The sequence below is a fragment of the Candidatus Eisenbacteria bacterium genome, assembly GCA_013140805.1.
Taxonomy (GTDB): domain Bacteria; phylum Eisenbacteria; class RBG-16-71-46; order RBG-16-71-46; family RBG-16-71-46; genus JABFRW01.
This window is the reverse complement of sequence record JABFRW010000135.1, coordinates 1-23,009: the sequence shown is the minus strand read 5'-3', so window position 1 is coordinate 23,009 and position 23,009 is coordinate 1. Positions and strand designations below refer to the sequence as shown.

The 23,009-nt window shown below is 67.6% G+C and carries 15 protein-coding genes, 1 pseudogene and 1 riboswitch; of the genes and pseudogenes, 14 read left to right on the top strand and 2 right to left on the bottom strand.

All coding sequences use genetic code 11. From position 1 onward, the window contains the following. Position 1 precedes the first annotated feature (1 nt). A riboswitch (TPP riboswitch) is annotated at positions 2-103 on the top strand. 44 nt (positions 104-147) lie between these two features. The 10 genes from HOP12_10795 (at position 148) to HOP12_10750 (ending at position 14,407) form a co-directional block, all read left to right on the top strand. Continuing rightward, on the top strand, positions 148-3,864 hold the full coding sequence (locus tag HOP12_10795) for a TonB-dependent receptor (GenBank protein ID NOT34640.1): 3,717 nt from the start codon (positions 148-150) through the stop codon (positions 3,862-3,864). Positions 3,865-3,983: 119 nt separating this feature from the next. Further along, positions 3,984-4,592, top strand: coding sequence for a TetR/AcrR family transcriptional regulator (locus HOP12_10790; GenBank protein NOT34639.1), 609 nt, complete (start codon positions 3,984-3,986; stop codon positions 4,590-4,592). After that, positions 4,589-5,431: a TolC family protein gene (locus HOP12_10785; protein ID NOT34638.1), complete on the top strand. Its 843-nt coding sequence runs from the start codon at positions 4,589-4,591 to the stop codon at positions 5,429-5,431. The genes HOP12_10790 and HOP12_10785 overlap by 4 nt, the downstream gene beginning before the upstream one ends. A gap of 74 nt (positions 5,432-5,505) precedes the next feature. Beyond that, positions 5,506-5,943, top strand: coding sequence for a TolC family protein (locus tag HOP12_10780; protein ID NOT34637.1), 438 nt, complete (start codon positions 5,506-5,508; stop codon positions 5,941-5,943). Then, positions 5,943-7,064 (top strand): efflux RND transporter periplasmic adaptor subunit, encoded by a 1,122-nt coding sequence (locus tag HOP12_10775; GenBank protein ID NOT34636.1) that lies wholly within the window; start codon positions 5,943-5,945, stop codon positions 7,062-7,064. Before HOP12_10780 ends, HOP12_10775 begins: the two co-directional genes overlap by 1 nt. A gap of 3 nt (positions 7,065-7,067) precedes the next feature. Beyond that, the gene (locus HOP12_10770; protein ID NOT34635.1) at positions 7,068-10,295 is read left to right on the top strand and encodes an efflux RND transporter permease subunit; all 3,228 of its coding nucleotides are present in this window, start codon (positions 7,068-7,070) and stop codon (positions 10,293-10,295) included. Positions 10,296-10,304: 9 nt separating this feature from the next. Next, positions 10,305-11,306 carry an HlyD family efflux transporter periplasmic adaptor subunit gene (locus tag HOP12_10765; protein ID NOT34634.1) on the top strand — a complete coding sequence of 334 codons (1,002 nt, stop codon included), beginning with the start codon at positions 10,305-10,307 and terminating at the stop codon, positions 11,304-11,306. Continuing rightward, on the top strand, positions 11,303-12,043 hold the full coding sequence (locus HOP12_10760; protein NOT34633.1) for an ABC transporter ATP-binding protein: 741 nt from the start codon (positions 11,303-11,305) through the stop codon (positions 12,041-12,043). Before HOP12_10765 ends, HOP12_10760 begins: the two co-directional genes overlap by 4 nt. Positions 12,044-12,066: 23 nt before the next feature. Continuing rightward, positions 12,067-13,167, top strand: coding sequence for an ABC transporter permease (locus HOP12_10755; GenBank protein NOT34632.1), 1,101 nt, complete (start codon positions 12,067-12,069; stop codon positions 13,165-13,167). Positions 13,168-13,183: 16 nt separating this feature from the next. Then, a complete protein-coding gene (locus HOP12_10750) occupies positions 13,184-14,407 on the top strand; it encodes a hypothetical protein (GenBank protein NOT34631.1) in 1,224 nt (407 codons plus the stop codon). Positions 14,408-14,576: 169 nt separating this feature from the next. Here HOP12_10750 and HOP12_10745 read toward each other — a convergent pair whose 3' ends face one another. Together HOP12_10745 and HOP12_10740 are read right to left on the bottom strand one after the other, a co-directional pair. Then, positions 14,577-14,999 carry an ATPase gene (locus HOP12_10745; protein NOT34630.1) on the bottom strand — a complete coding sequence of 141 codons (423 nt, stop codon included), beginning with the start codon at positions 14,997-14,999 and terminating at the stop codon, positions 14,577-14,579. Then, positions 14,996-15,295: a winged helix-turn-helix transcriptional regulator gene (locus HOP12_10740; GenBank protein NOT34629.1), complete on the bottom strand. Its 300-nt coding sequence runs from the start codon at positions 15,293-15,295 to the stop codon at positions 14,996-14,998. The genes HOP12_10745 and HOP12_10740 overlap by 4 nt, the downstream gene beginning before the upstream one ends. Before the next feature lie 121 nt (positions 15,296-15,416). Between HOP12_10740 and HOP12_10735 the strand changes: the two genes are divergently transcribed. The 4 genes and pseudogenes from HOP12_10735 (at position 15,417) to HOP12_10720 (ending at position 23,009) form a co-directional block, all read left to right on the top strand. After that, positions 15,417-15,977 (top strand): SRPBCC domain-containing protein, encoded by a 561-nt coding sequence (locus tag HOP12_10735; GenBank protein NOT34628.1) that lies wholly within the window; start codon positions 15,417-15,419, stop codon positions 15,975-15,977. 56 nt (positions 15,978-16,033) lie between these two features. Further along, entirely contained in the window at positions 16,034-16,471 is a 438-nt protein-coding gene (locus tag HOP12_10730; GenBank protein ID NOT34627.1) for a hypothetical protein, read from the top strand. A gap of 961 nt (positions 16,472-17,432) precedes the next feature. Further along, complete coding sequence (locus HOP12_10725) at positions 17,433-22,205, top strand: S8 family serine peptidase (GenBank protein ID NOT34626.1); 4,773 nt, start codon at positions 17,433-17,435, stop codon at positions 22,203-22,205. Positions 22,206-22,333: 128 nt separating this feature from the next. After that, positions 22,334-23,009 (top strand): annotated as a pseudogene (locus HOP12_10720) (amino acid racemase).

The following is a 23,009-nucleotide window of genomic DNA, read 5'->3' as shown; positions in this document are numbered from 1 at the left end:
GCATCGTCGTTGGGGGTGGTCGGCGGAGACATGCCGGCCTGAGATGACACCCTTCGAACCTGATCTGGCTCAAACCAGCGTAGGGAAACGGCGAAGACAATCGGGACTCTCCGCTTGCCTTCACGCCGCCCTCGTGCGGAGAGACGATTGTTCAGCACCCACTGGGTGGACTGGGCGCTGCTGGCGGCCTACGTCGCATTTCTCGTCGTGGTGTGGCTGCGTCCCGAAGGGCGCGCACGCGGCACGCTCGACTATCTGGTCGCGGGACGCCGCGTCACGCTTCCCGCGTTCGTCGCCACCCTCGTCGCGACCTGGTACGGCGGCATCCTGGGCGTCGGCGAGTACGGATTTCGCTTCGGCATCTCGAACTGGCTGGTGTTCGGCGTGCCGTACTACATCGGCGCGCTGCTGTTCGCATTGTGGTTCGCGAAGCGCGCACGACAGACCGAACTCTTCACGTTGCCCGATCTGCTCGAGCGCACGTACGGGCGAACCCCGTCGCTGATCGGCGCGCTCGCCGTGTTCGTCGGCTCGGCGCCGGCGGCTTACGTGCTGATGCTCGGCACCCTCTACTCCGCGATGTTCGGCCTTCCCGTGGTGCCATGCATCATCGCGGCGGCACTCACCTCACTGTTCTACATCCAGCGCGGCGGACTGCGCACCGTGGTGCTGACCGACCAGGTCCAGTTCGGCCTCATGTTCGCGGGCTTCGCGGTGCTGCTCGTGACGCTGGTGGCACGTCACGGCGGACTCGCCTCGCTGCCGTCGCGCGTTCCGGTCGAACACTTCACGTGGCACGGCGGCAATCCACCCAGCGCGATCTTCGTGTGGTACGTGATCGCGCTCGGAACCCTGGTCGAGCCGGCGTTCTGGCAACGCGCCTATGCAGCCCGTGACCCCGGCGTGGCGCGCAATGGCGTTCTGATCTCGATCGGGTGCTGGGCCGTGTTCGACTTCATGACCACGTTCTGCGCGATCTACGCGCGCGCTCTGTTGCCCGACCTGACCAACCCGGTGCTGGCGTTTCCGGAACTCGCGAAGCTCGTGTTGCCGCCGGGCCTGCTCGGCCTGTTTTTCCTGTCGATGATCGCGACCGTGATGAGCACCATCGACTCCTACGGTTTCATCGCCGCCACCACCATCGGGCGCGACGTGATGTGGCGGCTGCGTGGCGAGCGCGACGAGTCGCGGATTCCGTTCTACAGCAACCTCGGACTGTGGCTCGCGGCCGGCTTCGCGACCGCGCTCGCGATCGCGAGCCGCAGCGTGATCGACTTGTGGCGCGACCTCGGCTCGATCACCGCTCCGGCGATGCTCGCGCCGGTCGGCACCGCGCTGCTCGGACGCTGGCGGCTCGGCCCGCGTGCGACCGCGTTCGCGATGGCCGCACCCCTGGTGGTCACGACCGTGTGGGTGCTGGTGCACAACCTGAGCGGTCCCGGCGCGCGCTATCCGTTGGGTCTCGAGCCGATCTACGCCGGGCTCGGCACTTCGCTGCTCTGCTATCTCGTCGGGCATGTCGTGCGCCGCCTCACCTCGGCGCGAATGGCGCCGCGCGTCGCGATGCTGATCGGATGCGTGCTCGCGCTCGGCGGGGCGACTGCCGCACGCGCCGACTCCCCCGACACGCTCGACCGTGTGGTGCCGCTGCCGGGTATCGAAGTCAGCACCGCTTCACCCGGTGACCGGGCACCCCAGGCTCGCTCGATCATGACGCGCGACGAGATCCGGCGCCGCAATCAGGGGCTCGACACACCGATGCAGCTCGCGCACCTGCCGGGCGTCTACGCGTACTCGGATGCCGGCAACGGCATTGGTTACTCCTACCTGTCGATCCGCGGCTTTCCGCAGCGCCGCATCAGCGTGCTCGTCAATGGTGTGCCGCTCAACGACCCCGAGTCGCACGAGGTCTACTGGATCGATCATCCGGACCTGCTCGCTTCCACCTCACGCGTCGAGGTGCAGCGCGGCGTCGGCTCGGCACTCTACGGCGCTGCGTCGATGGGCGGCAGCGTCCACCTCGAGACCTCACCGTTCACGATCGAGCGCACACTCGGCTTGCGCGCCGCACTCGGTTCGTTCGACACGCGTCGCGTCTCGGCAGAAATGGGTTCGGGAGAACTCGACGGCGGCTGGAATCTCTATGGCCGCTATTCGCGAATCGAGACCGCCGGTTATCGCGAGTTGAGTGACTCGAAGCTGTGGTCGTTCCTGTTCGCCGCGCGCCGTACCGCGGGCCATCACACGCTGCGAGCGAGCGTCTACGGCGGCCCCGAACAGACGCATCTCGCCTATCTCGGCGTTCCCGCCGACTATCTCGAAGGGCGGGTGAGCGGCGATGTGGAACGCGATCGGCGCTTCAATCCCATCCGCTTCGCGGGCGAGCGCGATCACTTCTTCGAGCCCCACTACGAGCTGATTCACACCTGGACTCCGACGCCTCGAACCTCGTTCACACAAACGCTCTTTTACTTCGACGGCGAGGGCTACTACGACGAGCAGCGCTTCGGGCGCTCGCTGGCCGACTATCGCCTGGCGCCCTGGAGCACCTCGGACTCGACGCTCGCGCCGCGCGACTACTACGCGCAGGACGGCGGCGGCACGCTGGTGCAGGACTCGCTCGGCCGCTTCCGCGTCGAACGCTTCGACCTGGTGAGGCGGCGCGAGGTGAAGAACCGCCACTACGGGTGGGTGCCACGCGCACGCATCGAGCGTGGCCGCGTCGCGGTGACCGTGGGTGGCGAGCTGCGCGCGCACGACGGTCGGCATGTAGGCTCGCTGCTGTCCGCCGGCGGCGTTCCGGGCTTCGCTCCGGGCCACACGTACTACGACTACCACCCGCGCACGCTCGCCGCGGGCGTGTTCGCGCGCACCGAATGGACGGTGAACGCGCAACTCGATGCGACCTTCGACCTCGCGTGGCGGCATGCCGACTACGCCATGCGCGGCGATCGATTCGACGGCATCCGCTTCGATCAACCCTACGACTTCGCGATCCCGCGCGCCGGTGTTCACTGGCGGGTTACACCCCGGCTCGACCTGTTCGCCAGTGCCGCGCACGCGCGCCGCGAGCCGGCACTTCGCGATCTGTTCGACGCCGAGGGCGTCGGAAGCGTGCCCCTCTACGGCACGATCGACATCTCGAATGGCGTCTACCGCGATCCGCTCGTCAGGCCCGAGCGCGTCACCGACTGGGAGGCCGGTGCACGGTGGCGGCCGGGCGCCGCGCTCGAACTGAGCGCGAACCTCTACCGAATGGACTTCGAAGACGAGCTGGTGTTCGCCGGGCAGTTCAACACCGATCTCGGCTACTCGACGATCGGCAATGCCGCGCGCTCGGTTCATCAGGGCGTCGAACTCGCAGCGCACGGAGCCTGGACGACTCCGGCGCGGCCGGCCGGCCGGCCGCTCGCGCTGGTCGCCGCGGCGAACCTCTCGGTCGCCGACCATCACTTCGACGAGTACCGCGAGGTCTACGGCACGGCACCCGGCGACACGCTGCGCTACGACGGCAATGCGATCGGCTTTCAGCCTTCGACCACCGCCCACGCCGAGCTGCGGGCCGAATGGGCCGGCGCGAGCGTGTCTCTGGCTGCGCAGCACGTCGGGCGAATCTTCGTCGACAACACCGAGTCGCGCGCCGTTTCGATCGAGCCGTGCACGCTGCTCGATGCCAGCGCGGCGCGACGCTTCGAACGCGGAGGCGGCTCTTGGGTCTCGGTCGGACTGCAGGTGCGAAACCTTCTCGACAGGCGCTACTCGACCTCGGGCTATCTCGACTACGACGCCGCCGGAGCGCTCGTGCCTCATCTGATCGTGGGTGCGACCCGAGCCTGGTCGGTGGAGTTGAGCCTCGGTTTCTAAAGTCGCTATGGTCATGAATTTGCAAACTATGACTTAGGTCAGAAATTTCATGCAACAAAACTGCGACTTCAGTCATAAATGGGGCCGGTCACTCTTCAATCCGAACCCCGGAGAAGCGCATGAACCCGGTCGAGATCTCACGCCGCGAGCGCAAGAAGGACGAAACTCGCGAGCGCATCAATCAGGCGGCATTGCAGTTGTTCGATCAGAAGGGCTTCGACGCCACGACGGTCGACGAGATCGTCGCCGCGGCTGACGTCGCCAAGGGCACCTTCTTCAACTACTTCCCGCGCAAGGAAGCCGCGCTCGCGGTGATCTGCGAACGCCAGGTCGAAGGGCTCGAACAGTTCGTCGACGGTCTGATCGACGACGCGCGCCCGGTGCGCGAGAAGCTGCTCGACACCTTCGCGTTCGGCGCGCAGCAACATGCCGCGGATCCCGCGCTCCACCGTCACTCGATCGTCGAACTGCTGCGCGGCTCGCTCGAGGACGCGATCAACATCAACGAGCGGGTGCAAAGCTCGGTCGGGCGACTGGTGCAGCAGGGTTGCGAGCGCGGCGAGTTCCGCTCCGACGTTCCGGTCGAGCGGCTCACCTACGTGCTGCGTGGCGTGTTCTTCATGACCATGCTAGTGTGGCTGCACTGTCCCGAGCTGTTCGACTTCAAGACCGAGATCCAGGCGCGCATGTCGATCGCGCTCGACGGACTCGCGGCGGGCGCGCGATGAGCGCGGCGCGCGGCAAGCGCGTCACGGCGGGTGCGCTGGTGCTCGGCGCGGCGTTCGCCATCGGCGGCCTCGAAGTCGCGCTGCCCGTGCGCGCCGACGAAGCACTCGCCCGTACCGACTCGCTCGCGCTGTCGCTCGAGGAGGCGGTGCGAATCGCGCTCGCGAACGGGCCCGAGCTGGCACTCGCGAAGGCACGGCTCGAACAGGCCCGCGGACAGGTGCGCGAAGCGACCAGTCAGGCGCTGCCGCAAATCTCGGCCGCGGCCGGCTACACGCGGCGCTTCGACTCGATCTTTCGCGGGCTCGATACCGACACCACGTTCGGCGATCTGTTCCGCAACAGCTCGTTCGCCGCGGTCCACAGCTGGAACCTCGATGTGACGGGCTCGCAGATCCTGTTCTCGCCGCGTGTGTGGGGTGCCCTGCGCGCCGCGCGCGCATTCGAGCGTTCGAACGATGCGTCGCGCCGCCAGACCGAGGAGGACGTTCGCCTGTCGGTGCACCGTGCTTACTTCGAGGCGGCCTATCGAGCGGAACTCGTGACGATCGCGACCGAAGGGCTCACGCAGGCGCGCGCCTACGAGCGCGACGTCGAGCTGCGCCAGCGCCAGGGCCAGCGCGCCGAGTACGACCTGCTGCAGGCCCGCGTCGATGCGCGCAATGCCGAGCCCACGCTGGTCGGTGCGCGCAACTCGCACGCTGCCGCGCTGCTCGAGCTGGGCCGCCAGCTTCAGATCTCCCCCGCCCGTCGCGTGCGGCTCACGAGCCCGCTCGACTTCGACGGCGCGCGCGCGGGATCTGTGAGCGCTTCGAGGTCGGCGCCGGATGGCCGACGCTGAGTGCGTCCGGCACCGTCTCGCATCAGGCGTTCCCGACCGATCCGTGGCCCGACCGCGATCAGTTCGCCCGCAACGTGGAAGCGAGCGCCAAGCTCGAGTTCCCGATCTTCCTCGGCGGGCGAGTGTTCGGCGCGGTGCACCGCGCGCGCGCCGAGCTGCGCCAGGCCGAGATCGAGCGCGATCAGACCCGTCAGTCGGTCGCGATCGAGTTCGAACGCTCGCGCGACGAAGTGGCGCGTTCGCTCGCGGCACTCGCGGCGCGGCGTGGCACCGTGGCGCTCGCGACCCGTGCACACGAGCTGGCGCGAGTGCGCTACGAGAACGGGCTCTCGACCCAGCTCGAAGTCTCGGACGCCCGCCTGCGCATGCTTCAGAGCCGCGCCAACGAGGCCGAGGCACTGCGCGACTACCGCGTCGCTCTGGCGGGGCTCGAGCACGCGCTTGGCCGCCCGATTGCGACCCGCGAGGCTTCGATCGACGATCTGCCCCGCCTGCTCGAGGAGACTCCCTGATGACTTCCCGCCTCTCGATTCCGATCGCGGCGCTGTTCGCCGGGCTGCTGCTCACCAGCTGCGGCCACGGCGGCAGCTCCTCATCCGGCGTCGACGCCGCGACGCCGCTGCGGCTCTCGGACGCCGATCTCGCGAGCGCCGAACTCATCGAGCTCACGGCCGGGGTGCCGGTCTCGGGAACGTTGCAGCCCGCCGTCGACGTGAACATCACCGCGCCGCTGACCGAGGTGATCGAGTCGGTGCCGGTGCGCGAGGGTCAGTCGGTCGCTCGCGGCGCCGTGCTGGCGCGCTTTCGCACCGGCACGCTGGCCCCCGCGGCGGCGAGCGCGCGCGCGGCGCTCGAGATGAGCCGCGCCGATCACGAACGCTACGAGAACCTCTACAAAGCGGGTGCTGTCGCAAAGCGTGAAGTCGAAGCGGCACTCGCGAACTGGCGTTCGGCCGAGGCGCAGGCGGCGCACGCGAACAAGCAGCTCGAGGAGTCGGTGGTGCGGGCGCCGGTCTCGGGCGTGGTGTCGCAGCGCTTCGTCGAGGCCGGCGATCGGCCGGCCGACGGCGATCCGATGTTCCACGTCGTCAACACGTCCGAACTCGACTTCGAGGCGACGGTGCCGAGCGAGACCGCGCTGCGCGTACGTCCGGGCTCGACCGTGCGGCTGTCGGTAAGCGGCTGGAGCGGCGCGCCGATCGAGGGCAAGGTCGCGCGCGTGAATGCCGCGGTGGATCCGGCGACGCGCCAGTTGAAGATCTACGTACGGGTGCCGAACGCAAACGGAAAGCTGGTCGGCGGCCTGTATGCGAGCGGTGCGGTGGTGACCGAGCGCGTCGAGCGGGCACTCGCGGTGCCGCTCGCGGCGGTTCGCGGCGACGGCGACAGTCTGTGGGTGATGACGGTCGCGAACGGAACGCTGGCGCGCCACGCGGTGCGGACCGGAGTGCGCGACGAAGCACAGGACCGCGTCGAGATCGTCTCGGGTCTGGCCGCCGGCGCGCGCGTGGTGATCGGCCCGCTGGGGGGCCTGATCCCGGGTGCGCGCGTGACGCTCTCGGGAGTCGGCGGCGACGCTGCGGATTCGAATGCGGCGCAGCCGGCCGGCCCGGCGGCCGCAGGGGGGCACTGAGCCATGTTCCTGAGCGATCTCTCCATCAAGCGTCCGGTGCTCGCGACCATGATGATCGTGGCGCTCGTGACGCTCGGGGTGTTCTCGTATCGGCGCCTGTCGGTCGACCTGTGGCCCGAGGTCGAGTTCCCGTTCGTCAGCATCTCGACCGAATACTCCGGAGCCTCGCCCGAGGCGGTCGAGCGCGAGGTCACCAAGAAGATCGAGGAGTCGGTCAACTCGATCGAAGGCGTCAAGAAGATCACCTCGGTCTCGAACGAAGGCTTCTCGTCCATCTACATCGAATTCCAGCTCAAGACCAAGGTCATGGACGCGGTCGCCGACGTCCGCTCGCGCATCGATCGCGTGCGGCCCGAACTGCCCGCCGCGATCGAAGCTCCGGTGATCGACCGCTTCGATGCCGGCGCCACGCCGATCCTCACCTACTCGCTGCGCGGTGCGGGCTGGACGCTTCGCGATCTCACCACGCTCGCCGAGGAGACGGTGAGTCGGCGGCTTCAGAACGTGCCGGGGGTCGGCAGCGTTTCGGTGGTCGGCGGGGTGCGGCGTGAGGTCCAGGTGCTGCTCCTGCCGGATCGCATGCAGGCGCTGCAGGTCTCTCCCGACATGGTGGTGGCGGCCGTACAGCGCGAGAACACCGACATGCCGGCGGGCCGCGTCGAGCGCGGGTCGCGAGAGGACCTGGTGCGCGTGAAGGGCCGCATCGCCAATCCGAAGGACTTCGAGCGCATCGTGGTGTCGGTGCGTGGCGGCATCCCGGTGCGACTCGGACAGGTGGCGCGCATCGAGGACGCACAGGAAGAGGTGCGCGACGCCGCGTTCGTGAACGGCGAGCGCGCGGTCGCGATCGAAATCCGCAAGGTCTCGGGTGGCAACACGGTCGAGATCGCCGACGGCCTCGCCGAGCGGGTAGCGCGGCTCAACTCGGAGCTGCCGCGCGGTGCTCAGCTCGCACCGATCCAGGACAACTCGGTGTGGATCCGCAATTCCGTCGAGGATGTGCAGAAGACGCTGGTCGAGGGAGCGATCCTCACCGTGCTGATCGTCTTCATCTTCCTCAACTCGTGGCGCTCGACCGTGATCACCGGCCTCACGCTGCCGGTCTCGGTGATCGCGTCGTTCCTGGCGTTTTACGCGTTCGGATTCACGCTCAACACCATGACGCTCATGGCGCTGTCGCTGGTGATCGGCATCCTGATCGACGACGCGATCGTGGTGCGCGAGAACATCGTGCGCCACGTCGAGCGCGGCGAGGACCACCTGACCGCCGCGAGTCGCGGTACCGCCGAGATCGGCTTCGCGGTGATCGCGACCACGCTCTCGATCGTCGCGGTGTTCGTGCCGGTCGCGTTCATGGGTGGCATCGTCGGCAAGTTCTTCTACCAGTTCGGCATCGTGGTCGCATTCGCCGTGATGGTGTCGCTGTTCGTCTCGTTCACGCTCGATCCGATGCTCTCGAGCAAGTGGTACGACCCGCAGGCCGAGGGCCATCCCCCGACCGGACCGGTCGGCAAGCTGCTCAAACGCTTCAACGACGGCTTCCACGGACTCGGTCGGCGCTACCGTGGAGTGATCCAGTGGGCGCTGCGCCACCGCATGGTCACACTCGGGATCGCGGCACTCGCGCTGATCGGTGCGTTCGTGATGCCGGCGGTCGGACTGGTCGGCGGTGAGTTCATGCCCAAGTCCGACGAGGAGCGCACGCTGGTCGGCTTCGAGACAGCGGTCGGCTCGTCGATCGACTACACGATCGGTCGCGGACTCGAGATCCAGAAGCTGCTCGATGCGCGTCCCGAGGTGCTGCGCACCTATCTGAGTGTCGGTGGATCGCAGCAGAACGGTGCGATCCATCGCGGCCAGGTCTACGTGCAGATGAAACCCAAGCACGAACGCAAGCTGTCGCAGCAAGCGTTCGAGACCGACCTGCGCAAGACGCTCGTCACGTTGCAGGGCGTGACGGGGCGCATCCTTCAGCTCGGCGCAGTCGGCGGATCGCAGGCGCCGATCGTGCTCAATCTGAACGGGCCCGACCTGGCGACGCTGCAGAAGATCTCGGACCAGGCGCTCGCCAAGGTGCGCGACGTGCCAGGCCTCGTCGAGCTCAAGTCTTCGCTCGAGGGTCGCAAACCCGAGTTCGTGATCGATGTCGATCGCGGCCTCGCGGCCGAGGTCGGCCTGTCGGTCGGGCAGATCGGTGCTGCCTTGCGGCCGATTCTCTCGGGCGAGAAGGCCGGCGACTGGGAGGATCCCACCGGACTCTCGCACGACGTGCGAGTACGGCTGGCGCCCGAGTTCCGCAGCTCAGGAGACGATCTGGCGCGCGTTCCGATCGCGACCTCTCAGATCGATCCGCGCAGCGGTGCGCCGGTGATGGTGCCGCTGCAGCAGGTCGCGCGGCTGCGTCGCGACGGTGCGCCGGCTCAGATCGATCGCCAGCAGCTCGAGCGCGTGGTGACGATCGAGGGCAACTACCAGGGACGGCCGCTGACCGACGTGGTGAAGGACATTCAGGATCGGCTCGGCGCCATGCAGCTGCCACCCGGTTATCGCTTCGACTTCGGTGGCGAGCAGGCCGACTTCGTCGAGACGATCGGCTTCATGGTCGAATCGCTGACGCTCGCGGTGGTGTTCCTCTACATCATTCTCGCCAGCCAGTTCGGCAGTTTCCTCAAGCCGCTCGCGATCATGCTGTCGCTCCCGCTGTCGCTGATCGGCGTGATGATGGGGCTCGCGCTCACGCGCGGCACGCTCAACATCATGAGCATGATCGGCATCATCATGCTGATGGGACTCGTCACCAAGAACGCGATCCTGCTCGTCGACTTCGTCAACGCGGCCCGCGAACGCGGTCAGAGTCGCGAGGAAGCACTGGTCGACGCCGGCGAGATGCGACTGCGCCCGATCGTCATGACCACGCTCGCGATGATCTTCGGCATGCTGCCGACCGCGCTGGCACTCGGCTCGGGCGCCGAGTTCCGTGCACCGATGGCGCATGCCGTGATCGGCGGCCTCATCACCTCGACGCTGCTCACGCTGGTGGTGGTGCCGGTGGTCTACACGTTCCTCGACGATCTTGGCACCCGTTCGACCGCGCTGATCAAGCGCTTCACGAGCGCGCCGGCGGTCGCCGACGCGACGCATCCGCATCCCGAACACCGGCCGACGCCGGCCGCCGAACCGCACGCGGAATCCGCGAACCAGCCGGTTCCGTCACCGTTCGAGACCCTCTAGGAGGCTTGCGTGGTTGCTCGTCGCATCGCAGTCGCCCTGCTGTTCGCTCTCGGTGTCGTCGCGGCCGGCTGCGAGAATCGTGGCGCCGCCGTTCATGCCAGCGGCACGATCGAGATGGACGAGACCGACGTGGCCTCGCTGGTCGGCGGCCGGCTGAAGCGCCTCACCGTCAACGAGGGTGATTCGGTCACGGTCGGCGATACGCTCGCGGTGCTCGACCGCGGCGAGATCACGGCCGACTTTCGCGCCCAGCTCGCGAACGCCGATCGTGCCGCCGCGCAGTCGCGCGACGTGAGCGTGGGGCCGCGCGCCGAGGAGATCCGCATCGCGCGCGCACAGTCTGCGGCTGCGACCGCGCGGCGCGATCTGGCGCAGCGCGAGTTCGAGCGCGGCAAGACGCTGTTCGCCGATCGCGTGATTCCCGCCGCCGAGTTCGAACGCCTGTCCTCGAACTACGAGGCGGCGCTGGCGACCGAGGGCTCGACTCAGCACGCGCTGACACTGCTCGAGGAGGGCAGTCGCCGCAACGCGATCGCGGCCGCCGCCAGCTCCATGCAGGCGGCGCGAGAGACTGCGGCCGCGGCGCGCAGCCGGGTCGACGAGCTGGTGCTCACCGCACCGATCTCGGGTGTGGTGCTGCTCAAGAACTTCGAGCGCGGCGAACTGGTTCAGGCCGGGCAACCGGTCGTGACGCTCGGCAATCCCGACAGCCTGTGGATCCGAGTCTACGTCGCGGCTCCGAACATCACGCGCGTGCGGCGCGGCGCAGCCGCCGAGATCCAGCTCGGCCGCACGAATCCCCGTCGCTACGCGGGCCGGGTGGTCGAGATCGGCAGTCGCGCCGAGTTCACGCCCCGCGCCGCGCTCACCGAAGAGGAGCGCGCGAACATCGTGTTCGCGGTCAAGATCGCGCTCGACCCGAGCGGTGGGGAACTCAAGGCCGGGCTCCCGGCCGATGCGATCATCCAGTCGCTCATGCCTCCCGGCGCCGCGGATCGGGCCACGCGATGAACGTCGACGCCCCGGTCGTGATCTCCGCTCGCGGGCTGGTACGGCGCTTCGGAACGTTCACCGCGGTCGATCACGTCGATCTGGACATCCACGCCGGCGAGATCTTCGGCATCCTGGGACCGAACGGATCCGGCAAGACCACCACGATCCGCATGCTGTGCGCGCTGCTCGTGCCGACCGAGGGCGAAGCGACGGTGGCCGGGTTCGATGTCGCACGCGACCCGGATCGCGTCAAGAGTTCGATCGGCTACATGTCGCAGGCGTTCGGCCTGTATCGCGACCTCACGGTCGACGAGAACCTGCGCTTCTATGGCGGGCTCTACGGACTCGGTCGCGAACTCGAAGCCCGCATCGCGTGGGCGCGCGATCGCATGCATCTGGCGGAACTGGGACCGCGACTCGCAGCGCCGCTGTCGGGCGGGCAGAAGCAACGACTCGCGCTCGGGTGCGCGATCATGCACCGCCCCCCGGTCGTGTTCCTCGATGAGCCGACCGCGGGTGTGGATCCGGCCGCGCGGCGACTGTTCTGGCAGATCATTCGCGGCCTCGCGGCGGACGGCACCACGATCGTGGTGACCACGCACTACATGGATGAAGCCGAACGCTTCGACCGGCTGGCGTTCCTGTCGGCCGGCAAGTTGATCGCGCTCGGCACTCCGACCGAAGTGCGGGCCGGATTCCCGCGCGCCGCGAACCTCGAGGACATCTTCGTCGAGCTGCAGGAGAAGGGGCAGTGAACCGCGAACGGCTCGGCTCGATCATGCGCAAGGAGTTCATCCAGATGCGTCGCGATCGCCACACGCTCGCGATGCTGCTCGGCATTCCGGTGTTCCAGCTGCTGCTGTTCGGCTTCGCGATCCGTCAGGAAGTGCGCAACCTGCCGACCGTGGTCTACGACGAGAGCGCGACGCAGCAGAGCCGCGCGCTGGTCCAGCAGTTCACCGGCACCGGCAACTTCCGATTGCGCGGCCAGGTCGGCTCCTACGAAGCGGCGCAGCGCAGCGTCGATGCCGGCCATGCGCGGGCTGCGATCGTCATCCCGCGCGACTACGCCCACGACTTGAAGCGCGGGCGCTCGACGCCGATCCAGGTGCTGGTCGACGCCAGCGACCCGACCGCCGCGCAGGCCGCGATCGGCGCCGCGCAACTGGTGGGTCAGCGCGCGAGTCTTCAGATCCTTCGCGAGCGCTCGGCCGGGGGCTCGCTGCTCGCCACCACGCCGATCGAGGTGCGGGTCCGACCGCTCTACAACCCGGCACTCGCGAGTGCGCTGTTCATCGTGCCCGGCATCATCGGCATGATCCTCTCGAACATCCTCATCATGATGACGGCACTGTCGATGGTGAGGGAGCGCGAGCACGGCACCATGGAGCAGCTGATCGTCACGCCCCTGCAGCGCGCCGAGATCATGATCGGAAAGATCGCGCCCTACGTGCTCGTGGGCGTGGTGCAGATCACCGCGATCCTCGGGCTCGGCCATCTGCTGTTCCACGTACCGATTCGCGGCAGCATCCTGCTGGTCTACGGCGCTTCACTCATCTTCATCGTCGCGAGTCTCGGTCTCGGGCTCTTCATCTCGACCCTTTCGCAGACCCAGGCGCAGGCGATGCAGTCGTCGTTCTTCTTCCTGCTGCCGAACGTGCTGCTTTCGGGCTTCATGTTCCCGCGCGAGGCCATGCCGCCGCTGGCGAACTGGCTCGGCAATCTGCTCCCGCTCACGCACTTCCTGTGGGTGATCCGCGGCGTGGTGCTGAAGGGCGTGGGCCTCGCCGAACTGTGGCCGCAACTGCTCGCGCTGGTCGGATTCGCTGTGATGTTTTTCAGCTTCGCGACCGTGCGGTTCCAGAAGAAGCTCGGGTAGCGCTAGACTTGCGGCCGTGTTCCGCCGACTCGCCATACACGCGGTGATGCTGCTCGCGTTCGAAGCGACGCTCCCTCACGGAAGCGCAGCCGCCTCGTCGCTGCGCTTCCATGGCAACGGGGTCGGCGACATCGATCGCGTGAAGGTCCGCATCGATGATCCGGCGACCAGTCTGCCCGGCCCGCCGGCCGACATCGGCGACTCGGACTGGACGATCGAGCTGTGGCTGCGCGGATTCGCCGCGGACAATCCCGCCGCCGCGCCCGCGTGCGGCGATGAACTGGCGTGGATCGTCGGCAACATCGTGCTGGATCGTGATCGCTACTCGCAGAACCGCAAGTTCGGCCTCGCGATCGGCGCCGGCATTCCGGTTTTCGGCGTGAGCACCACGCTCGGCGGCAGCTCGATCTGCGGTGCGGCGAGCGTGCTCGACGGGTCGTGGCACCACATCGCGGTGCAGCGGCGTTCGAGCGATGGCCACCTGTGGATGTACGTGGACGGCGTGCCGGTCGCAGACGAGGACGGCCCCGACGGCCTGCTCTCTTACCCCGACAACGGGGTGCCTGGAAATTTCTGCGGCGGGCCGTGTGTGAACAGCGATCCGTTCATCGTGTTCGGCGCCGAGAAGCACGATGCCGACGCAGCGCAGTATCCGCCCTTCACCGGCTGGCTCGACGAGGTGCGCTTCTCGACCGTGCTCCGCTACCCGAGTGCATTCGCGCGGCCCGTCGCGCCGTTCGTCGCGGATGCCGCGACCGCGGCGCTGTGGCACTTCGACGAAGCCGCAGGCGACACGATCCTGGACAGTGCCGGCGGGGGTGCGAGCGGCGGCGTGCGCAAGTTCGGCACCGGTGGCGCGCGGCCGGCCGGCCCCGAGTGGTCGATCCAGACGCCGTTCTCGGCGGTCTCGGTTCCCGGCACAGGTTCGCGCGCGCTGGCTGCGCCACGCGTCACGGCGTGGCCGACGCCCGCGCTCGGCCTGATCCGTCTGGCGGTCGAGCTCGACGCCACACTCGAGCATGCGGGCGGCCGAACCCACGACGCTCACCCGATCAGGTTGCGGTTGCACGATGTCGCTGGCCGTGTGCTGCGCCGCATCGAATTGCGCGCGATCGACGGCCGCGCCGAATTCGTGTGGGACCGGCGCGACGAGGCGGGGCGTCGCGTTCCCGCGGGCATCGTATTCGCGCAAGTGAGCACGGGTGCGGGAAGGGCAACCGCCACGCTGGTGCTCGAGTAGCGAAGCGCCCGAGCCAATCACTTGAGCCAGCGCCGGGAGCTGGCACCAATGGACGTGCATCGATCAAGTCCAGGTTTCTCGTCCAGCCTGGACGTACTTGCGCTGAACCTGACAGAGGCCGGGAACCGCGAGCGACAGTGGTGCGCACGGCCCGAATCGTGAGAGAGACCTAAGGCTTGCTCGCCCCGAGTAGCGAGTGCAGCACCTGGTCCCACGACTCCGCGTAGCGCGGCGAGCGTCGATCCCAAAGTCCCTCGCTCTCCGCGGTGGGCCGATGTTCCACCGTAACTCGCGTCGCCTCGCCTTCGGCCGCGAAGGTCACTGTGACGCGAGTGGGATGCTCGACATCGGTGCCGGGATAGAAGTCGAGATCCAGTCCCTCGGCGCGGCGCCAGCTCCGAACGCGACCAAGTTCCACCTCCTGCCCGTCGCGAGCACGCTCGTAGAACCGGCCGGTCTCCAGCACGAAGATCTCGCTGTTCGGATCATTCGTATGGCGTCGCTCCAGCGGCCACCAATCTGAAATGGCCTGCGTCCACAGGTCAAAAGCCCGTGCGGGCGAACACGGCAATACCACCGACTTGCGGATCATCGGCGAGAACGTTCCTCGAGTCTGCGGAGCGCGATCCCCCAGAAGTCGTCGAGGTAGGCACGCGCCGACTCGAATCCCTTGAGCCGAACCGAGTAGAGGCTGCGGGTCCCCGCGCTGCGCACCTCGACGAGTCCCGCGTCCTGCAGAACGCGCAAGTGACGCGAGATGGCCGGCCGACTCACGGAAAACCGCGAGGCGAGTTCATGGACGGCGAGCGGGCCGCTGCTGAGCCGCCTGAGGATCTCGCGGCGAACCGGGCTGCCGAGCGCATCGAGGGGGTGGAGGACGGAAGTCATGGCAACCGAAACGTTACATTCGATTGAGCGTAACGGCAATGCTTTTCAGTCATATCACAATCCAAATTGACCTGATCGCCGCACATTTGGTAAGTATTACGTTACCAATATGGGAGGATCAATGAAGACGCGTATCGCCGTGCTCACGCTACTCGTGCTGTCTCTCTCCGGCTGTTCGACGGTCCGACTGCTTCGTGAACCAGGCACGCTCCCCGTCACGGGTCGGGCCGAGCGGACACGGTCGAGTCGGGCGCTCGACTACAGCGTCGCGATCCGAATCGCCGCCACCCCCGAGGTTGTCTGGCAGGTGCTCACCGAGGCGCCGCAGTACACCCGATGGAATAGCACCGTCGTGAGCCTTGGCGGCACGATTGCCGAAGGTTCGCGGCTGAAACTGGTCTCGAGGGTCGCACCCAAGCGTGCGTTCAATCTGAAGGTCAGCACGTTTGACGCCCCTCACCGCATGGTGTGGGAGGACGGCAATTCGATGTTTCTTGGCGTGCGGACGTTCACCCTCGAGGCGTCGGCGGATTCGACGACCTTCGCCATGTCAGAGACGTTTTCAGGCGGCATGCTCAGAATGATCGCCGGCCGGTTGCCTGACTTCACGCACGATTTCGAAGCGTTCGCGAGCGACGTCAAACGAGAAGCCGAGAGCCGTTCCGCAGCTCCGGCGTACTGATCGCCGGGCGCAAGAGGAGACATCCCGTGACGATCACCAGAAAGCCAGCATCCGCGATCGCGAAGAAGCCGCAGCCCACCAGCCGCAAAGCGAAAGGAAGTGGTACGTCAGACGACCCGTGGATACTCACCACGCCACCCGGCAGCTCTTCATTCGAAGCCTACCGGGATCCCGCGGCCGATCCCCCCGCGCTCGTGGTGCAGGTCGGTTCCACTCAGCTGCGCTACCACCTACGATGCCTCGAAGATTTGAGAACTATGTTGAAGAAGCGCAATGACTGGATGCTGTTGGGCAGCGCCGACGAAGGCAAGCCCGCTGCAGACGAAACCGTCGAAGCGTGGGGCCGTTCTCGTTCGAATCCGGTGAAAGGCTGGTACGGACTCAAGAAAGGGCTGCGCGGCCGGTTCGCGAATTACGTGCCTCCGGTGATGGAAGTGTTGGGCTTCGCAGAGCTCGAGCACAACCCGAAGAACAATCGGATGAGGGCCAAGTAGCCGCCGGGCTCACGTCGCGCGCCTGCCAGTGCCGCAAACGCTCCGCGTGTTCCACCGTCAACGCCCCGACCCAGATCCGACTCTCCGCGCGCAATGTGCCGAGCAGCTCACCGGATCGCGAGCGTGCGTCGCGGCGGGCGCCTGCACCGGCCCCGCCGACCTCGAAGCTCACGCGATCGCGCTCAGCGAACATCAGGTCCTCGCCCGCTCTCGAGCAGCACAGCACCCCCGAGGGCGTGAGCCACATGCGAAGCGTGCGAGGAATCAGGCCACTCACGCGCAGCACGACCACGCACGCCTCGGTGGCGGGATTCGCTGCGCGCAGCACTTTCGCCAACTCGACGACTCGTGCGCGAAGCTCGGGCGTAGACGGCGCACCCCGCGGGTCGCGAAAGCGCCGCCACCACCTGATGCCCCGCACTCCCCAGGCGATCTGCAGGGAGCCGACCACCAGCCACATCAATGGAGCGCCGGCGGCATCCTCTGCCCCGGTCAGACCGCCCGCCAGGTTGTAGAGACCAACCACCATGAGGGCGAGTGCCGCCAGGAGCAGCCCGATCCGCCCTCGGACGGTGAGATTCCATAGCCCGACCGCAGCCAGCACCGCTCCAACGACCAACAGCGCGCTTTCGGCGGGTGGAACGACGCCGGCCCAAAGTGCGAGCGCCCCGAAGCCGAGGCCCGCAACACCGCTGATTTTCAGCGTGCGACCCACGAATTGGTCGTCCGCCGCGCGCTGCAAGGCCCTGATTTCATCGCCTCGAAACAACCCGCCTCCCGTGAACCTCCAGCGGTCGAATCAGGAGGTCGCGAGGGGCATCGGCCGACGAGTGTCTCAAGTTGAGACTCCGCCGCGGCTTCGCCTGTCAGTTCTCTGTAGATTTCGCCACGATTTCGCGGTTCAATGGGTGCCTTCGCATCTTGCCGATTCTCGATCCCCAAGACGGAAAGGACCTGTCCAGTGCGTCCTCGCCTCCCGCTCCGTATCGTCCTGTCGCTGCTCGCGTTCACGTTGGCCGCGAGTTCCTTCGGAACCCCGTCCCTCGCGGCGGTTAATCCGAACCGCGCCAATCTGACGGCTGCCCCTCGACTCATGGCACCGTTCGACGGCCAGCGCGCCGTCGAATCCTCGATCCGCTTCATCTATGAACTGCCGCGCGACGCGGGCCAGGCCAACCTGGTGGTGTCCACGCGTCCGTTCGAGACCAGCGGTTGGACCGCGATTCCCTCGGAAGAGGGGCTCACGGTCATGAATGCCGGACGCGAGGGCATGACGTTCGCAGCCACCGGCTTGCGAGTCGAGAGCGACCAGCCGATGTACTGGGCGGTGGTCGCTCGCGACGCCGTCACGGGCGCGCTGCGCTCGAGCGAGGTGCGTCGCTTCATTCCGCTGCCGCGCTTCCAGAACCGCGTGGCACCGGCGGCTCGTCCGCTGCCGTCCCAGATGGGCCGGCTCGAGCGCGCCGAGGCGCTGGGGCTGCGGCCGGTCGAGCTGGCGGCCGGTTACACGCTGACGCCGGGCCAGGCGAGACCCTCGCTTCCGACCGAACTGACCATCGCAGGCACGCTCGGTGGCCGGCGTCTGAACGCCAATCAGGCGATCGTCGTGCAGTTCGGCGCACTCGATGCCGAGGCGTCGCGCGCGCGAATCGCCGCGGTGGGCGGCGCGATCATCGCGCACCTGCCCGAGCGCGCGTATCTGGTACGCGCGAGCGAAGCGGCGCGTGCCGAACTCGAACGCGCGCCGGCCACGAATGCCGCGTGGGTGCAGGACTGGGAGCCGGCCTACAAGGTCAGCGCCCGCATCGATCGCACCTCGCCGGAGCGCGCAAAGTTCCAGGCGCAGGTGTTCCCGGACGCCAACCTCGCCGAGCTGAGCACCGAACTCGCGCTGCTCGGCGCGACCTCAGTTCAGACCAGCGACAACGGCATGAACCGACTCGTGAGCTTCGAGATCGCGAATCAGTCGATCGCGTCGGTCGCCGCACGCGGTGAGCTGGTGTGGATCGAGCACGCGCCGCGCTTCGAGCTTTTCAATGACAACGCGCAGTGGGTGGTGCAGACCGGTGTTACGAACAGCCGCCGGGTGTGGGACCAGGGCATTCGCGGTGACGGCCAGGTCGTGATGACCTCGGACAGCGGCGTGCGTCCTTCGCACGATCAGTTCCGCGACAACGCGGTGCCGCTGTCGGCCTTCGGCGACTTCCCGACCCACCGCAAGATCATCGCGTACAAGCTTGGCTCGGACGATTTGAACGTGGTGTTTGGCGATCACGCCGGCGCCTCGTACCACGGCACGCACACCGCCGGCACGGTCGTCGGCAGCGACGATCCGGTCGCGGCGTCCGCGCGCGACGGCATGGCGAAGAACGCCAAGCTCTACTTCATGGACCTGTCGGGCGCGGCACTCGCGAACGGCGTCTCAACGTTCCTCGATCTGAACGACCTGTTTCTGCCGTCCTACACCGGTAACGCCGGTGGCGCGGCGCGTCTGAGCTCGAACTCGTGGGGCTCGGCCAACGGCGGCGTGTACGACCTGAACTGCATGCAGACCGATCAGTTCATGTCGGCTCACCCGGACTACCTGATCATGTTCGCGACCGGCAACGCGGGAACCGCGGGATCGGTCGGCTCGCCGGCCAGCGCCAAGAACATCGTGTCGGTCGGCGGTACCGGCAACGGCGCGAGCCAGGGCAACATCTACGCCAGCACGAGTCGCGGACCGACGCAGGACGGTCGCCGTAAGCCGACGCTGTGCTCTCCGGCCGTTTCACTGTTCTCAGCCAACGGCGCCTCGAACACGACCTATCAGGCGCTGAGCGGCACCTCGATGGCGACGCCGAGCACGACCGGCGCGATTGCGCTGATGCGCCAGTACCTCGCCGACGGCTGGTACCCGACCGGTGCCGCGGTGCCGGCGAACGGCTTCTCGCCGTCTGCCGCGCTGCTCAAGGCGATGGCGATCAACTCGGCGGACAACGCGGTGACCGGCTTCACCACCCCCGACAACAACGTGGGCTGGGGCCGTATCAACACCGACAACGTGCTCTACTTCAACACCGATACGCGGCGCCTGCTGCTGGTCGATCAGACCGAAGGCCTTGTGGACGATCAGTACATCGAGTACCAGATCAACGTCGTCGATGGCGCGGTGCCGTTCGAGGTCACGCTGGTGTGGACCGACGTCGCGGGTCACCCGGCCTCGGCGCGCCAGATCGTCAACGACCTCGACCTGACGCTCATGCAGGGCGTCACGAGCTACAAGGGCAACGTGTGGTCGGCCGGCGCTTCGACCACCGGCGGCTCGCGTGACTCGATCAACGTCGAGGAGAACATCCGCCTTGCCGCGCCGCCGACCGGAGTGTGGACGGTGCGCGTGGCGGCTCCGAACGTGCCGCTCGGTCCGCAGGCGTTCGCGCTCGTGATCACCGGTGGAGTCGGCCAGGCGGCCGGCGCACTGGCGCTCGATCGCAGCGAGTACGCGCTGACCGACACGCTCGAGCTCGAAGTCATCGACACCAACGAGTCGGGACCGATCTCGGTCACCGTCTCGAGCACCACCGAAGGGGCGGGCGAAGTCGCGACGCTGACTGGTTCGAACGGCGTCTTCCGCGGCACGCTGCCGATCGCACCGACGCTCTCGACTCCCTCAGACGGCGTGCTGTCGGTGTCCTCGGGCGATCTGCTGACCGCGACCTACAACGATGCTTCACCGGCCGCCACGCTGAACGCTCAGGCGTCGGTGTCGGGCAGCAACGTGGTGATCACAAACGTCAGCGCCACGCCGACGGCGGCTGGCACGACGCGCATCGACTGGACCACCGACCGCGCCGCGAGCTCCAAGGTGTGGTACTCGGTGAGCCCGCCGCTGCTCACCTCGGCGACCTCGCCCGGCTACGGCACCTCGCACTCGGTGACGCTGAACGGACTCGCGGCCGGCGTGACCTACAACTACGACGTCGAGTCGGCGCCGATCACCGGTGGTGCGACCCGCGACAGCCTCGGCGGGGCGCACCGTCAGTTCACCGCCAAGGGCGCGGGCGACGTATTGCTCATGCTGGGTGACGCGGGCTTCGCCGGAAACGGGGCGTGGACCACGGCGCTCACGACACTCGGCTACGAGTTTGACGTCCTCTCGGACGACGCCATCGAGCCGCCGACGGTCGGCAATGCCTCGGCCGGCCTGCGCGCCTACAGCGCGGTGCTGTTCCAGGCCGGTCCGGACAACTACCCTCCGGTCTCCGACACGCAGCGCGCAGCGATCGACTCGCTCGTCGAAGGCGGCGGTCGCTTCCTGATCAGCGGCCACGATCTCGGCTGGGGTCTCGCGGACCCGGCATCTCCGTCCTACACCCCGGAGCGCGAGACGTGGTTCTCGACCGGACTCAAGGCCACGTATCTGAGCGATCCGCTCAACTGGACACTCGAGAACGGCATCGCGGCCGATCCGATCTCGGGTGCCTACACTGGCGGCCTCACCTACGTGTCGCTGCGTGACGGTGGCGCCGGCGATCACGTCGGCCTCGCGGCCGGCAGCGGCGGTACCGGTGCATTCACGTGGCGCAGCAACTTCGCGCCGCCCGACAACGACGCCATTCGCTGGGAGAGCACGCTGCCCAAGGGAGCCGCGGGCAACGCGTTCTGGGGTGGCGCGAACTCGCGTCTGGTCGGCATGTTCTACGAGTGGAGCCGCCTCGGCACCGCGGCGACGACGAACAACGCGTCGCGTACCGACGTGCTCGGCAAGTCGATCGAGTACCTGCTCGGTCGTTCGCGTCCGTCCGTCGTGATCAGCGCGCCGAACGGCGGCGAAGTGTTCACCGGCAGCAGCATCACGGTGAACTACACGGTCACGCCGGCCGGTGGCTTCTCGGTCGCGAACCGCACGCTCCACTACTCGCTGGACGCCGGCTCGAGCTGGATCCTGATCGACAACAACGTGCCGGGTGCGACGTCCTACAACTGGGACATCTCGGCGATTCCGAACTCGACGCGCGTGCTGCTGCGGCTCGCCGCGACCGATAACGGAACGCCTGGTCTCACCGGCCGTGATCAGTGCAACGCGGTGTTCACGATCAACCGTGCCGCCGGCGATGCGGCCGGACCGGTGGTGCTGGCGGGCTCGCCGAACGCCAACCCGGCACCGATGCTGATTCCGAATGCCGCCACGCTCTCGGCTTCGATCAGCGATCTCGAAACCGGCGGCGGAACCGTGGTCGCGGCCGAGTGGTCGGTCGGTGCGGCACCTGCCGCGGCCGGCAGCGGAACCGCGATGAGCGGTGCGTTCGGAACCACGCAGGTGGCGGTCACCGCCAGTGTGCCGACCAACTCGCTCTCGAGCGGGTTGAACACGTTGTGGGTGCGCGGCCAGGACGCCGCCGGCAACTGGGGTCCTGCCACGCCGCTCGAGGTCACGGTCAACGGGGACAGCCAGGTGGGAGTGCCTCCGACTCCTTCCATCAACTTCCTCGCGACCGGTCGTCCGAACCCGTTCGTCGACGTGACGACGCTGCGGTTCGGCCTGGCCAAGCCGGGCTTCGCCACGCTCGAACTGTTCGACACCCAGGGCCGTCGCGTGCGCACGCTCACGAACGGTTCGCTCGCCGCCGGCCAGCACTCGGCGACCTGGGACGGACGTGACGATCGCGGCTCCAAGCTCGGCGCCGGCGTCTACCTGGTGCGCTTGACGGTGCCGGGTGCGACGTTCCGTTCGCGGGTGGTGTCGCTCAAGTAGTTCGAATCGGTGACCGCTGCGCCACGAGCGCAACACGAGAGCTATGCGAGGGGGCGGGCCCCATGGGGCTCGCCCCCGTTCGTTTGGAGTCCCACGAGCAAGGTGGGGTATCAGGCGAGGAGGTTCGAATGCCCCGGCACATCGGAATCGTGGCCTGCTCCGCCGAGGGGGCGGCGCTCTGCTATCGGACGATCTGCGAGGAGGGCCCCCGGCACTTGGGCACTCACGCGCATCCCGAGGTCTCGATGCACACGCACTCGCTCGCGGACTACGTCGAGCGCATCGAGCGCGACGACTGGCGCGGAGTCAGCGAATTGATGCTGGCCTCCGCGAACAAGCTCGCGCAAATCGGTGCGGACTTCCTCATCGTTCCAGACAACACCATCCACCAGGCGTTGCCGCACATCCGTGCACGACTGCCACGCCCCTGCCTGCACATCGCCGAGGTGGTCGCAGCGCGCGCCGTCGAACGCGGATTTCACCGGCTCGGGCTGCTCGGCACGCGTTGGCTCGTCGAGAGCGACACCTATCCGGAAGCGCTCGCCGCACTCGGACTCGAATGTCTGCGGCCCGACATGGATGCACGCGAGCGCATCCATCGCCTCATCATGGACGAGCTGGTGGCCGGAGTGTTTACGGCCGAGGCGAGAGATTGCCTGCGGGAAGCGATCGCACGCCTGAAAGCGAACGGTGCCGATGCCGTCGTCCTCGGATGCACGGAGCTTCCCCTTGATCGTGAACGATGCGAACTCGCCGCTGCCGACGCTCGATTCGTCGCGCCTGCTGGCGCGGGCGGCGCTGCAC